Source organism: Salinivibrio sp. ML198 (assembly GCF_001996015.1).
GTDB lineage: Bacteria > Pseudomonadota > Gammaproteobacteria > Enterobacterales > Vibrionaceae > Salinivibrio > Salinivibrio siamensis.
The window spans coordinates 46,946-60,781 of record NZ_MUEZ01000017.1 but is presented as its reverse complement, the minus strand read 5'-3'; the positions used below and the strand labels follow the sequence as shown (position 1 = coordinate 60,781).

The window sequence follows — 13,836 nt, the reverse complement described above, 5'->3', positions numbered from 1 at the left end:
AAATCATCGCTTATTTTTGAGGTAACGTTTACGGCGGGCCTCTTTTTTAGCGGCTTTTTCTTGCTCTCGGCGGGCGTTGTCTTCTTCAACCTGTACCAGCTCGGTTTCAATCATATCCGGTTTTTCTAAAGTGAGGCCACCCAGCGCACCAGCGCGTAAGTCGTGCAACAGCACTTCTGAGGCTTTATGCAAGTCGACCCGTCCACCCGCGCGCAAACAACCACGTTTGGCACCAATCGCTTCCATTAACTCAATGTCTGTTTCGGGTAATACATCAAGCTGATAGCGTTCTTTAAGCCGCTCGGGATAGGCGCTCGCCAAGTATTCCACGGTATAAAAGGCGACTTCGTCATAATCCATTGCCGTGTCTTTAACGGCGCCGGTTGCCGCGAGACGAAAACCGCTGTGTGGGTTCTCAACCTTTGGCCATAAAATCCCGGGTGTATCGGATAGCACCACACCATTTTGCAGGTTGATCCGCTGTTGTTGGCGCGTCACCGCGGGTTGGTTACCGGTTTTTGCTATCACTCGGCCAGCAAGGCTATTAATAATGGTGGACTTGCCGACGTTGGGGATCCCCATGATCATCGAGCGAATGTTTTTTCCCATGGTTTCACGGTGTGGGGCGAGTGAGCGGCAGCGATCCATGATTTGATTGACTTCATGCGGGTGCGAGGTAGTGATTGCCATCGCCGACACGCCTTGCTCTTTTTCTAGGTGAGCCATCCACATTTCGGTCATCGTCGGATCGGCCAGATCGCGCTTATTAAGTACCTTGATCACCGGCTTTTCACCACGCAGCGTACTGATGAGCGGATTTTCGCTACTAAACGGAATGCGCGCATCGAGCACCTCGATGATCACGTCGATCTTAGGGATGACCTCTTCGATCTCCTTACGAGCTTTATGCATATGCCCAGGAAACCACTGGATTTTGTTGTTAACCATGTTTGTACAACCTTGCTGATGCCAGTGCGCCAACACGATATCAGTCAGTGGCGCAAGAATGGCGCGCATCATACCACTTAATCAGAGGGATGAGAAAAGCTGGGGCAGGTGTGACTAACTACGTATCTTTCTTTCTCGGGCTTAATTGCTTATCACACCATTTTTCAATAGAGGGGGCGTATAAGGTGAACAGGCCAATCATCATGGCGATGGCGCAGATTACATAGATAGCTGTCATTGCAACCCTCCTTATTGGTTAACTTTAGTATACACCTTGTTTCGCCTTTCCTCGGCCCCAGGTGCCGAGGAAAGGCGCGTGTTTGGATCAGGTCGATGAAGATGGTTTGGTATCTGTATCAAACTGCTTGATCAGGACCGAGGTGTCGCAACGTCCATAGCCGCGCGCTTGTAACTTGTTATACTGTTGATCCACCTGCTCGGTTAAGGGAAGTCCAACGCCTAACTTGGCGGCTTCTTCTAAACAAAAGCCCAGATCTTTACGCATCCAATCAATCGCAAAGCCAAAATCAAAACTGTCTTCTGCCATGGTCAAAGCACGATTTTCCATTTGCCAAGAGCCTGCGGCCCCGTGCTTAATGGCATTGATCATCTTTTCGATATCGAGATCAGCGGATTGCGCGAAGGTGAGTGCCTCGGATAAGCCTTGTAAGACGCCGGCAATACATATTTGGTTAGCCATCTTGCAGCGTTGACCACTGCCATGCGGGCCAATATGCTGGATTGCGCTGGCATAGACGTTCATTACTGGTTCAATGTCACCGAACACAGTCGGGTTGCCACCGACCATGATGGTGAGTGCGCCTTTTTCCGCACCGGCTTGGCCGCCTGAGACGGGGGCATCGAGAAAGCTCAGGCCTTGACGCTCGCATACTTGTGCCAACTCAAGGGCTAGCTCGGCAGAGGTGGTGGTGTGATCGACCAGCGTACTGCCTTTTTTCATATTGGCTAACACACCAATATCGCCATACACCACACTGCGTACGTCATCATCGTTTCCCACGCACATAAAGACGATGTCAGCATCAGCCACGGCTTCGGCTGGCGTTATTCCATATGTGCCTGAATAGGTGTCGCACCAAGCTTCGGCTTTGCCGGTGGTGCGGTTATAGACGCAAGTTGGGTAGCCGTGGCGCTGAAGGTGCCCAGCCATTGGAAAGCCCATCACGCCTAGGCCAATAAAGGCCACCTTGATATCGTTAACTTGCATGGTCATCTTGCTTCCTTGTCGTTTCGTTGTCGTTAATTTATCAGAAACTTAACCTTTCTTGCATGTGTCAATGTTAAGCTTGTATCATCCTTTTTTGTGTTGTAACACGGATAATTATGACAGCACGACAACCTTTCTCGTTAACGATTGCCCATATTAACGACACGCACTCTCACTTTGAGTCCACGCCTGTCTCGCTAAACTTGGATGATAATGCGACACCGGTTTATGCCAATAGCGGCGGGTTCGCACGCATTGCTTCAGCCGTGGCACATTTTCGTGAGCAGGCTAAGCAAGATGACCATGCATTCCTTTTTCTGCACGCAGGTGATTGCTTTCAAGGGACTCTGTATTACTCCTTGTTCAAAGGTAAGGCGAATGCAGATTTGCTGAATCGACTCGGTATTGATGCGATGGCGATTGGTAATCACGAGCTTGACCAAGGGAATGGCCCCGTGGCTGACTTTCTTGATGATATTCAATTCCCATTGCTTGCGGGGAATTGGCATGTGGCGGATGAGTCAAAAGACAAGGACAAGCGCGTCAGTGAGAAACCCGCTTTACTGCCATACATCGCCCCGGAGGAGCGCGCGAGTACACTCATTAAAACCTATGCCGGACACAAAGTGGGCATCTTCAGTTTAGCGGTTGAGCAAATGGCGGCATTGGCACACCCTGATCATGATACTCCTTTCTTGCCTGCAACACGCATCGCCGAAAACACCGTGGCTTTTTTGCGTCAACAAGGCGTGAACACCATTATTCTATTGAGCCACTTGGGTTATGACAAAGACAAGGAATTAGCGGCTGCGGTTAATGGGATTGATGTGATTGTGGGAGGACATACCCATGTGCTGCAGGGAGACTTTCAAAACCTTGGTTTGGCGAAAGAAGATCCCTACGGCTATAAAGTCAATGATACCTGGATTGTGCAAGCGGGTTGCCATGCGCAAGCCATCGGTCGCTTTACGTTATCTATCGATGAAAACGGTCGGCCAGTTGCCTTTGATGGTCAAAATTACTTGTTGCTCGGGCGCAGTCTCGCGATGGATGCCTCGCGGGAACAGCAATTGACTGAAGGCTCATATCAAGCAGTAAGAAGCTATCTTAACCGACAATACAATGTACTGATATTACCCAGTGATCTTGCATTGAAACAATATCTACAGCGCACCTACCGTCCCCATGTGGCGCAACTAGAAAGTGACGTTGTCACACATGTGCCGCAACGACTCCGTCATGTGCGCGTGCCTGACAGCGAGGGCGGCAGCGAAGTGGCGCCGCTGGTGACAGAAAGCTTTTTATGGGCGGCTCGTGAGCAAGGTATTGAAGCCGATTTTGCTATTCATAATGCGGGTGGCGTGAGAGTCAGTTTAAACGCCGGGCCGCTCTCGGCCGCTTTAATTGCAGGCGCGTTGTTACCGTTTGCTATCGACGTGATCGCCTACCAGGTAACCGGGGCACAGATCCGTCGTGCGATTGAAGGCGCAATCAACAATGCCACAGACAATGGCATGACGGGCCTCGGGTCAGGCAGTTTTCCGTATTGCGCCGATATACGCTATCGCTACGAAGCGTGGCAGCCGATGGGGGCGCGGGTAACACAACTCGAGATAAAGCGCGGTAATCACTGGATAGCCATAGATAATGAGCGACAATACACAGGTGTGTCGTCATCTTATACCGCCCAAGGAAAAGAAGGATACGATGCGATTCAAACCGGCCACCGTCGCTCGATTGGTTTATCCATGGCGGAGTGCTTTATTGACTATGCGCGTCAGCAGCCAGTGTTAGCGCTACCTACTGAGCCTTTAGTGTGTTACCTCCGAACGTCTAGTGAGAGAAAAACCTGCTGGGGTGAATAACTTGGCCTATCCCTTGCTTATTGATAGTCAGCTTGGTGTTTACGGCAGACAATTGCCGTTTAAGTTTTTGACAAGATTGTCGATACATAGAGTGAACCTGAATTGATCGACACATTATCGAAAGGTGAGGGGTTATGGAAAAACGTGATTGGTTTGATATCGGCTTGATCAGTTTTTGGTTGGTGGCTTGGGCATCGATTGTCTACTTTGTGCCGGTCATTTAACCCATTTACTGATCCGCGGATTGCGGGGGAACCTGTTTGAGCCGGGTTCCCCAACGCACTAACAATGGTTGTAAATAGATTGGCAGCTGTATCGCGCCGATTAATGGCAGAAATGCTGGCCCGAGCGCGGCACCGGCAACGGTGTACGTTAGCAGTACATTCCGATTGACCGCCGAAACGGCGGCGATCATGCTCGCCTCCCGCCCCCGTTTGCGATATAGCCCATACGCAATGATGAAAAAAAGTATGCAAATTGCAACTGAAATGGCTAAAAGTTCTAACGCATACCCAGAGTCGTTTTGCCACATTGCCCCGAATGGCCCTACTAGCCCTAATGGAAAACTGAACACCAGCACAATCGTAAACTGTGCCAGTTTGCTGTGAATGCGTTTGAGCTTTTCTGGTTTGATCAGCGCGTGAAAAAGCGCGGCAAACAGCATGGGCCCAAAAATGAAGATCACCAATCGCACGGCATAGCTTTGCAGGTCCAGTGAAAATGAGTCACCGGATAGCACCGTGAGATTAATAAACAAGACCACGGGCATCAGCAACGTTGAAGCAATGGTATATGCCATGGCGATGAGCGCATCCATTCCCAAAGAACGAATGATGGCTGGTGTTGCAAACAAAGATCCAGTAGCGCAAATACCACTGATGGCAAGTAACAAAGGTGCAGACGCGCCGAGTAGCCACGCGAGAGAACAAGTGAGTACGGTAAGTAGCACTGAGTGAACTAATGCGTACACCCAGACCTGCCATTGAGCTAACGCTTTCACTAATAGGCCTTGATGAATGCCAAGTAGGGTAAACAGCATCAAGGCGAATAGCACATAAGGTAAAAACGGAAATAAGGCTAACGAGACGCTCGGAAAGGCAAAGCCAATCAATGCGGCAATAAAAAGACACAACGCTGAATGTTTGGCGAGAAACGCGAGCATGGTCAACACCTTGGTCACATGTGTAACCACGATGTTATCAGGTTTACATAAGTAATCGAGTGAAAAATAGTCTTTTTCAATGATTAATACGCTTTGTCGTACAAAAAGTCAGACAGGATAAGGGAGCGAGCAGTGAATTCAAACAGACAAACTGAATTCATTGATGGTTTGTATGTCAGGTAAGTGATTAGCTTATTTTACTGCAACTTAACATAATGAATACGTGCTAACCGGCAAGCATGTTAGATTAGAAAAACTAATCCATTGATTTAATTTCCATCAGTTTAAATCTCGGGGCAGCCCCTTATAATTTGCGGCGAGTGATTAAGACAACAAAGCGAGGATCTTATGACGACTGCAACGGTTAATATGCCCCGTTCTCGTCGATCTTACGCGGTAACAATCAAAGGACTGATCGCTCACGCCATGGATGTGCTGTTCACTAGCAGCACACACGCCCCCGCTTATGATGCCAGTCGCTTACCGGCACATTTGCAGCGTGATATTGGTATAAACCGATAAGACGACTTAAAACGGATAGAACGCGAAACGCCACATCATCGAGATGTGGCGTTTTTTTTATGGTTTAATCGTTCTCGAATGTTTACGTAAAATGAGTGGCTTGCTAAGCCGACGAATGCGATCAATTGAGGAGTACAAAAGATGGGATGGTTCTCTGCACTGTTTTCCAAGGGAAGCGACAAACAACCACAGGTGTCAGTCACCCCCACAGAATACCAAGGCTATTTAATATACCCTGAATCGACCGCCGAAAACGGTCAATATCGTGTCAGTGGCCGCATTTGCAAACCGGTTGATGACAAGGTACTCACTCATACGTTTATTCGCTCAGATTTGCTGGGAAGTCAGGAAGATGCCAACAGCTTGATGGTCACAAAAGCAAAAATGATGATTGATCAAAACGGTGATCGGCTATTTGATTGAGGGGCGTCAACGAATCGCGCGATAGCAAAAATAATGCATAAATATGAGCAATTAATTCGGATAAAGTGTAGCCCAGATCACATTTATGCCCCAATGGCGATCCCCGCCCTGTGGTGATTAAGGAATAAACTCGTTAAGTTAACACTGTTGCGTTGCTAAGCACGAAATACTGACAACAGACCGCAACAGCGTGATAAGCGAATAAAACCGCTTGGAATGCTTATTTTTGTCAGTGAACCTATTTCAGGCCGCGGTTTTAGCGCCTGTGATAACCAAAAAAATTTCTTATAAGCCAACATTCAGGGAATAGCTATGCAGATTGGTGTTCCAAAAGAGAGGCTCGTTAATGAAACGAGGGTAGCTGCGACACCTAAGTCGGTTGAGCAGCTTATCAAGCTCGGTTTTGACGTCGTAGTAGAGAAGGGTGCAGGTGAAAAAGCAAGCTTTGAAGACACTGCGTACGAACAAGCTGGGGCGAACATTGTTGATACAGATGCTGCCTGGCAGTCTGACATCATCTTTAAAGTTAATGCACCAGGCGTGATTGAAGAGACAGGCCAAGATGAAGTGGCATTGCTGCAAGCAGGCACCACCTTGGTGAGCTTTATTTGGCCCGCTCAAAACGAAGAATTACTCGAACGTCTGTCAGCGCAGAACGTGAATGTGATGGCCATGGATGCGGTCCCACGTATTTCGCGTGCGCAGTCATTGGATGCGCTAAGTTCGATGGCGAACATCGCCGGTTATCGTGCGGTGGTTGAAGCAGCGCATGAGTTTGGCCGCTTCTTTACCGGACAAATCACGGCGGCGGGTAAAGTACCGCCTGCGAAAGTGTTTGTCGCGGGGGCTGGCGTTGCTGGGCTAGCGGCGATTGGCGCAGCCGGTAGCTTGGGGGCGATTGTCCGTGCTTTTGATGTTCGTCCTGAAGTGAAAGAACAAGTCGAGAGCATGGGCGCGGAGTTTCTAGAAGTCGACTTTAAACAAGACAACTCAGACAGTGGCGATGGTTATGCCAAAGAAATGTCTGACGAGTTTAATCAGGCGGCGGAAAAGCTTTATGCGCAGCAAGCAGAAGATGTCGACATTATCGTCACGACCGCACTGATCCCTGGTAAGCCAGCGCCCACGCTGATCACCAAAGAGATGGTTGACAGCATGAAGCCGGGCAGTGTGATCGTCGATCTCGCCGCAGCCAATGGTGGTAACTGTGAGTACACGGAAAAAGACCAAGTGATCACCACGCCCAATGGTGTAAAAGTGATTGGTTACACCGATATGGTCGGCCGTTTGCCCACCCAATCGTCACAGCTTTATGCGACTAACTTAGTCAACCTCACCAAACTGCTTTGCAAAGAGAAAGACGGCAACATCCAGATTGATTTTGATGATGTGGTCGTGCGCGGCGTTACCGTGATCAAAGAAGGCGAGGTCACCTGGCCTGCGCCACCGATTCAAGTCTCTGCGCAACCCAAAGCAGAGCATAAAGCGGAACCCGCTCCTAAGCCGGCACCCAAAAAAACCTCTCGTGCGACCAAGTATGGCCTGATGGCCGCTGCCGCAGGGGCGTTCGGGTGGATTGCCAACTATGCCCCCAGTGAATTCCTCTCACACTTTACCGTTTTCGTACTGGCCTGTGTGGTGGGCTACTACGTGGTATGGAATGTTACTCACGCGCTGCATACCCCGCTGATGTCCGTGACCAATGCGATCTCAGGCATCATCATCGTTGGGGCGTTATTGCAGGTAGGACAAGGCATTGGCTTTGTAACCTTCCTTGCTTTCATTGCCGTGTTGATCGCCAGCATCAATATATTTGGCGGCTTTACTGTTACAAAGCGCATGCTTGAAATGTTCCGTAAAGGGTAAGGAGAAAGAATGTCTGAAGGATTGGTACAAGCTGCGTATATTGTCGCTGCGCTTTGTTTTATTCTCAGTTTGGCTGGGCTATCAAAGCAAGAGTCAGCGCGCGCAGGCAACTATTACGGGATTACCGGGATGGCGATCGCTCTGGTTGCCACTATTTGGGGGCCGGAAGTGCAAGGTGTGGGCTGGATTATTCTGGCCATGGTCATTGGTGGCGCGATCGGTATTTATTACGCCAAGCGCGTAGAAATGACAGAAATGCCTGAGCTGGTGGCGATGCTACACAGTTTCGTGGGTTTGGCTGCGGTATTGGTGGGTTTTAATACCTACATCGATCACCCGCCGCTGACAGGCGCGATGCTTAATATCCACTTGGTCGAGATTTTCCTCGGTGTCTTTATCGGTGCGATCACTTTCACCGGCTCGATTGTCGCCTTTGGTAAGCTACGTGGCGTGATTTCTTCCAAGGCTTTGATGTTGCCACATCGCCACAAGCTTAACTTGGCTGCTGTCGTTGTCTCGTTCCTGTTGCTAATCAGCTTTGTCAACGCAGAAGGTTCAACAGCGGCACTGCTGATAGTGACCGTGATTGCGTTAGCGTTTGGTTATCACCTAGTGGCCTCGATCGGTGGTGCAGACATGCCCGTGGTGGTATCGATGCTGAACTCCTATTCAGGTTGGGCCGCCGCTGCAGCTGGCTTTATGTTGGCAAATGATCTCTTGATTGTGACAGGCGCGCTAGTGGGCTCATCGGGGGCGATTCTGTCTTACATCATGTGTAAAGCGATGAACCGCTCTTTCATTAGTGTGATCGCCGGTGGCTTTGGCTCTGATGGCACTGCGTCTTCTGGTGATGACGAAGTCGGTGAGTATCGAGAAAGCACAGCCGAAGAAGTTGCCGAAATGCTGAAAGAGTCTAACAGCGTCGTCATCGCCCCGGGTTATGGCATGGCGGTTGCGCAAGCCCAATACCCTGTTTACGAGGTGACAGAAAAACTCCGGAGTATGGGGATTGAGGTGCGCTTTGCGATTCACCCTGTTGCGGGTCGTTTACCAGGCCACATGAACGTCTTGTTGGCTGAGGCCAAAGTGCCTTATGACATTGTACTGGAGATGGATGAAATCAATGATGACTTCCCTGACACAGATACGGTTTTGGTCATTGGTGCAAACGATACGGTAAACCCTGCGGCGACGGACGATCCATCGAGTCCCATCGCTGGCATGCCGGTCCTTGAGGTTTGGAACGCCAAAAATGTGGTGGTATTTAAGCGCTCAATGAACACAGGTTATGCCGGGGTGCAAAACCCGCTGTTCTTCAAAGACAATAGCAGTATGCTATTTGGGGACGCGAAACAAAGCGTTGAAGCGATCTTTAAAGCATTATAAATGACGTCTATTGATTGGTGGCGTTGCTGAAAAGAGCCAGTTTCGACTGGCTCTTTTTTTTCGCCACGTCTTTTGGCGTGACGGAGAGTGCCGGGCGCGGCCTTGGAACTTACACGGCACTGACATTTTGATAAAAATTGATGGTAAGCTTGCGATCATGCGAATTCTGCTGCTACTCATTCTTACATTGACTGGCTGGCCAACCTTGGCCGCGAGCACGTTCTCGGAACAGATGACTGCCTTTCGTGCGCAGTTATTGCTTGCCGATCCCGTTGCACGCTATAACCTGATTGGTATTAACCGTGCGTTCCCTCGTGTGCTGCTTAGCCCCGATAGCTTGTTGCCGCAGAGCGCTAATTATCCTTTAAAAGATATTCGCCGCCTTTATCAAGCTGCACAAAAATGCCAAGGCCCGTGGCCCGTCAATCCGAAGGTGACAGAGCCGTTGGTGTTCACGCGAGCGATGTGTAATAACACCCAGCTTCCGGTGGCATGGTTCTCTCGGTCTGGCTTTATTCATCCCGGTGGGGGAAGTTACGCGGCAAGATATGCAGAGCAATTTCCTGAGCGGCGCAGCGAACTAATGCGTTTTTTTCATATTCAAGAGCGGCCTCAAGCAGAACCAGACAGCTTGTTGGGACGATTGCAGCGGATGGAGTCTAATGCCGTTGATGCTTTAAACAGCGGCGCTAAATCGTTAATCAGTCAGAATGAGATGTGGGTGCGCGTTGGCAGTTATTACCATTTATACCAAGCTTCGCAATGGCAGCCATTACTGGCCGAGTTTGATTTAAGGATCACCCCTCGTGGGGAGCAAGATTTCTGTTTGGCGCGAGTGGGCAACATTTGTTGGAATGAGGAAAAAGCGCCCAGTTATTGGCCCTACTTGGTCGGAGCATTAATCGTTATCAACCTTGTGGCACTGGGTGGTTGGGCGTTTAACCGTTGGACGGTGCAGCGCCGGTTGATGCAAGAGCGTATGCTGGTGTTGCAAATTCTCACCCATGAACTGCGCACGCCGATTGCGAGCCTCTCCATGACAGTGGAGGGCTTTCGGCGCAAATTTGATAGTTTACCCGATGAGTTTTATGAGGAGTTCCGCCGGCTTTGCGAGGATTCGCGACGCCTAAAACAATTGGCAGAGGCAAGTAAAGATTATTTACAATCCAACCAGAAACCTCTCAGTAAAGAGACGATCCCTTCTGTTGAAGAGTGGTTGGGTTATATTTGCGACGAGCACCAAGTTACGTTACACGTAAGCCAAGATGGTGCCGTGCGAGCGAATGTTTATTGGTTAGCAACATCGTTGAACAATTTGATTGCTAATGCGGTCAAATATGGCGTTGCACCCGTCGATGTTCATGCTCACGTGTCTGAGGATCGTTTTACGATCGCGATACGCGATCAAGGGGAACTCACGGCCAAGGACTGGAAACATATACGTAAACCTTTTGTCAGCCAAAGTGGACTTGGACTGGGGCTGACGATTGTAGAATCCATGATTGAGCGAATGGGGGGGAAGTTAATTTTATCTGGCCCACCCACCACATTTACTTTGGAGATTCATTGTGACGCAAGCGACGTTACTTCTGGTTGAAGATGATGCCAACCTGGCTGATGGTTTACTGGCAAGCTTGGAACAAGCAGGCTACCGCTGCTTATATGCAGAAAATGCGACAAAAGTGGCCGAATTATGGAGAGATGCCGATCTCGTGATCCTCGATCGCCAATTGCCAGAAGGCGACTCCATTGAGTGGCTAGCGGATTGGAATAAGCTTAAAACCATTCCTGTGATTTTACTGACGGCCATGGTCTCGGTGCGCGATCGTGTAGGCGGCCTGGACTCCGGCGCCACAGACTATATCACCAAACCCTTTGCGGAGGCCGAGTTGCTTGCGCGCGTGCGTGTGCATCTTCGCCATCCCGTGGGTGAGGTGGAAGTCTCGAGCGATGACCTCATTATCAATGATGTGCGTATTGATACCGCGAGCCGAGCGGTATTTTGTGGCGAAGAAGAGATGACTTTGACACGAACTGAGTTCGACCTTTTACACTTTTTGGCCAAGAATGCGGGACGGGTATTTACGCGTGATGAACTATTGGATCAAGTGTGGGGCTACAACCATTATCCCACAACTCGCACCGTCGATACGCACATATTACAGCTGCGGCAAAAGCTACCTTCGGTCAATATCGAAACCTTGCGTGGCGTTGGCTACCGTATGAAAGCATGATGAAAAAGTGGGTCGTTTCTGGAACATTACTGACGATTTTGACTGCAAGTGGTGTGCATGCAGCATGGTTTGATGGCAATGATGCATTAACCAGTGCCCATCAGCGCCTGTTAGAGGGGAAAACCGCGGCCAGTGTCGAATCGATGATTGAGGCGTGGCAACAGCCCAGTCTTTCAGCGTCGCGTCAGGATCATCTGGCTCAGTTATTGGCACTCGCCATTACTGAAGATTGTGGCCGTAGTTTGAGTCGTCAGACGTTGCCGGATTGGCTGAATAATGTCTCCATTCGTCGAGAAACGGTGCAGACTACCAGTCGCGTTTACTACCGCGTCCAAGTGGCGGGAGAGTCGCAGCCTGGTGTTGAGGCGTTTACACTGAAAAAATGGCCGGACGAAACCGTCATCAGTGACGATTTATCGACAGAGCAACAACATCGCTGGCGCCTTGTGAAAGATGGGCTATCAGAGCCGGTTTCTGAAGGGCTTTACCAGTTAACCGCTGAGTCAGTGGCGGGAGAGACATGGTCTAGCTGGTTATTGCTGACACAACCTCAGCCGCGTCAAACGCTGAGCTGGAAAGACACCCGCAGTTGGCACATTGCGCCTTTTGATGATTTTAACTCAACCTGCCAGCGTCCTTTTTTGACGCTTAACCTTTATCCGCAAAACCAAACTGATGGCGCACCGATTTGGTCGGCAGAGAAGCACAAACGACTCCCGACTCAGTTACCCATGCTGGATGTACCCAATGGACAGTATTGGTTCAGTGTTGCCTTGATTGAGCGTCGCTGGCAAGGCGCGTTATCGATAGAAGAAGTACAGCGCATCGGGCGTGCGATTGATCTGCCGGACTTGGACCCCGGCTCACTTGAGGCGATTGCGCCTGAGGCTGATAATCAGTAAAACGACGTTTAGATGTGTCGTAGTTTGATAAAGCTCACAGGTTTTAGTGAACGCTCTCCACCCATTGGGTTTTGCCTCTATTCTTGCTTTTAGTAGCGAGACAAACAATATAGAGGCCGCTCAATGACTTTTAAAACGAAAGCACTTGTTCTAGCGTTAGCCACGTGCTCTGCCAGTGCGATGGCTGCAACCAATCCCACCGATGCGCGCGGCAATGCGATGGGCGGAGTGGGTGTCGCATCGGGCGACTACCTCTCTGCTGGCTTTCATAATCCTGCTTTGGCGGCGCTTGACCCTGACAGCGCGTTTGGTGTCCTCGTGCCTTATCTTGGCGCTGAGGTGCGTGACCCTGATGAGCTGGTTGATGGGCTTGATGATGTAGCGGATGCGTTTGATACCAATGATGCCAATCAAATTGAACAATCATTGAGAGCGGTGCAAGGCGATAAAGCGTATCTCAATGCAGGCGTCGGTGCCGCAGTCGGCATTCCTACTGGCTCTGTCTCGGCCACCCTTTATACCTCAGGGTTGATTGAAGGCGCGGTGTTACCTGATATCGACACCAGTGATTTTGGTGTCACTTCCAACCCCAATTCAACTGCGACCATTATTGCCGCGGGTATTGGTGAGTTAGGGGTCGCGTTGGCCACTAACCTCGAGCTCGCGGGTCAGCGAGTGGCGGTGGGCGTGACGCCGAAACTACAGAGAATTACCACCTATAATTACGGTGTCGCGGTCGACGATTACGATACGGATGATTGGGATGATAGCCGCTACCGAGAAGAAGAAAACACGTTTAACCTTGACCTTGGCGCCGTCTGGCAGTCCGGCCCTTACCGGGTGGGGCTTGCAGGTAAAAACCTTGTTAGCCAAGATGTTGATACTGTGACTAGCGCGAGAACCGGTCACAGTTTCACCTATGAACTTGAGCCGCAAGTCACGCTGGGTTCAGCCTTTGTATCTGACTTTGTCACCCTCGCGGCGGATTTGGATTTGAACAAGAAAAAGGGCTTTAAAGGTACCCTGGATGTGGACGATGACACCCAGTTTTTCCGGGTTGGGGCAGAGTTTGATGCCTTTGGTCATGCGCAGTTACGTACCGGTTATCGCGCGGATCTTGAAGATAACGTCGACAATGCGTTTACGCTCGGTTTAGGGTTGTCTCCCTTTGGTGTGGCCAACTTCGATATTGCTGCCAGTATTATTGATAGCGACAGTTATGGCGGATCGGCTCAGCTGGCATTTACATTCTAGTCCTTTATTGATGATGACAAATGATGAGGCAGGCCCTAAAATGGCC

Annotated in this window: 11 protein-coding genes and 1 pseudogene; 9 read left to right on the top strand and 3 right to left on the bottom strand. The window is 50.0% G+C overall.

The features are described 5' to 3' along the window. Nucleotides 1-3: 3 nt before the first annotated feature. Together ylqF and BZG25_RS12475 are read right to left on the bottom strand one after the other, a co-directional pair. Complete coding sequence (gene ylqF / locus BZG25_RS12480) at nucleotides 4-948, bottom strand: ribosome biogenesis GTPase YlqF (protein WP_077579189.1); 945 nt, start codon at nucleotides 946-948, stop codon at nucleotides 4-6. A 325-nt stretch (nucleotides 949-1,273) separates the two neighbouring features. Beyond that, nucleotides 1,274-2,185, bottom strand: a pseudogene (locus tag BZG25_RS12475) (NAD(P)-dependent oxidoreductase); the annotation flags it as partial. Nucleotides 2,186-2,292: 107 nt separating this feature from the next. Here BZG25_RS12475 and BZG25_RS12470 point away from each other — a divergent pair. Beyond that, a complete protein-coding gene (locus BZG25_RS12470; protein ID WP_077639155.1) occupies nucleotides 2,293-4,041 on the top strand; it encodes a bifunctional UDP-sugar hydrolase/5'-nucleotidase in 1,749 nt (582 codons plus the stop codon). 229 nt (nucleotides 4,042-4,270) lie between these two features. Here BZG25_RS12470 and BZG25_RS12465 read toward each other — a convergent pair whose 3' ends face one another. Then, complete coding sequence (locus BZG25_RS12465) at nucleotides 4,271-5,203, bottom strand: hypothetical protein (protein WP_172969897.1); 933 nt, start codon at nucleotides 5,201-5,203, stop codon at nucleotides 4,271-4,273. A 348-nt stretch (nucleotides 5,204-5,551) separates the two neighbouring features. On the opposite strand from BZG25_RS12465, the gene BZG25_RS16080 reads away from it, so the two are divergent. From BZG25_RS16080 to traF, 8 genes are all read left to right on the top strand, one after another. Then, entirely contained in the window at nucleotides 5,552-5,725 is a 174-nt protein-coding gene (locus BZG25_RS16080; protein WP_167369760.1) for a hypothetical protein, read from the top strand. A gap of 141 nt (nucleotides 5,726-5,866) precedes the next feature. Then, complete coding sequence (locus BZG25_RS12460; RefSeq protein WP_077579157.1) at nucleotides 5,867-6,148, top strand: HlyU family transcriptional regulator; 282 nt, start codon at nucleotides 5,867-5,869, stop codon at nucleotides 6,146-6,148. A 312-nt stretch (nucleotides 6,149-6,460) separates the two neighbouring features. After that, nucleotides 6,461-8,014: a Re/Si-specific NAD(P)(+) transhydrogenase subunit alpha gene (locus BZG25_RS12455; RefSeq protein WP_077639154.1), complete on the top strand. Its 1,554-nt coding sequence runs from the start codon at nucleotides 6,461-6,463 to the stop codon at nucleotides 8,012-8,014. Nucleotides 8,015-8,023: 9 nt separating this feature from the next. Further along, the gene (pntB, locus tag BZG25_RS12450; RefSeq protein WP_046075871.1) at nucleotides 8,024-9,400 is read left to right on the top strand and encodes a Re/Si-specific NAD(P)(+) transhydrogenase subunit beta; all 1,377 of its coding nucleotides are present in this window, start codon (nucleotides 8,024-8,026) and stop codon (nucleotides 9,398-9,400) included. 157 nt (nucleotides 9,401-9,557) lie between these two features. Further along, entirely contained in the window at nucleotides 9,558-10,997 is a 1,440-nt protein-coding gene (locus tag BZG25_RS12445) for a DUF3404 domain-containing protein (protein WP_077639174.1), read from the top strand. Next, entirely contained in the window at nucleotides 10,969-11,634 is a 666-nt protein-coding gene (locus BZG25_RS12440; RefSeq protein WP_046075870.1) for a response regulator transcription factor, read from the top strand. The genes BZG25_RS12445 and BZG25_RS12440 overlap by 29 nt, the downstream gene beginning before the upstream one ends. Beyond that, nucleotides 11,631-12,536, top strand: a complete 906-nt coding sequence (locus tag BZG25_RS12435; protein ID WP_231637471.1) for a DUF2861 family protein — start codon at nucleotides 11,631-11,633, stop codon at nucleotides 12,534-12,536. Before BZG25_RS12440 ends, BZG25_RS12435 begins: the two co-directional genes overlap by 4 nt. A gap of 123 nt (nucleotides 12,537-12,659) precedes the next feature. Beyond that, nucleotides 12,660-13,790 (top strand): conjugal transfer protein TraF, encoded by a 1,131-nt coding sequence (traF, locus tag BZG25_RS12430; RefSeq protein ID WP_046075868.1) that lies wholly within the window; start codon nucleotides 12,660-12,662, stop codon nucleotides 13,788-13,790. The last annotated feature ends 46 nt before the right edge of the window (nucleotides 13,791-13,836 follow it).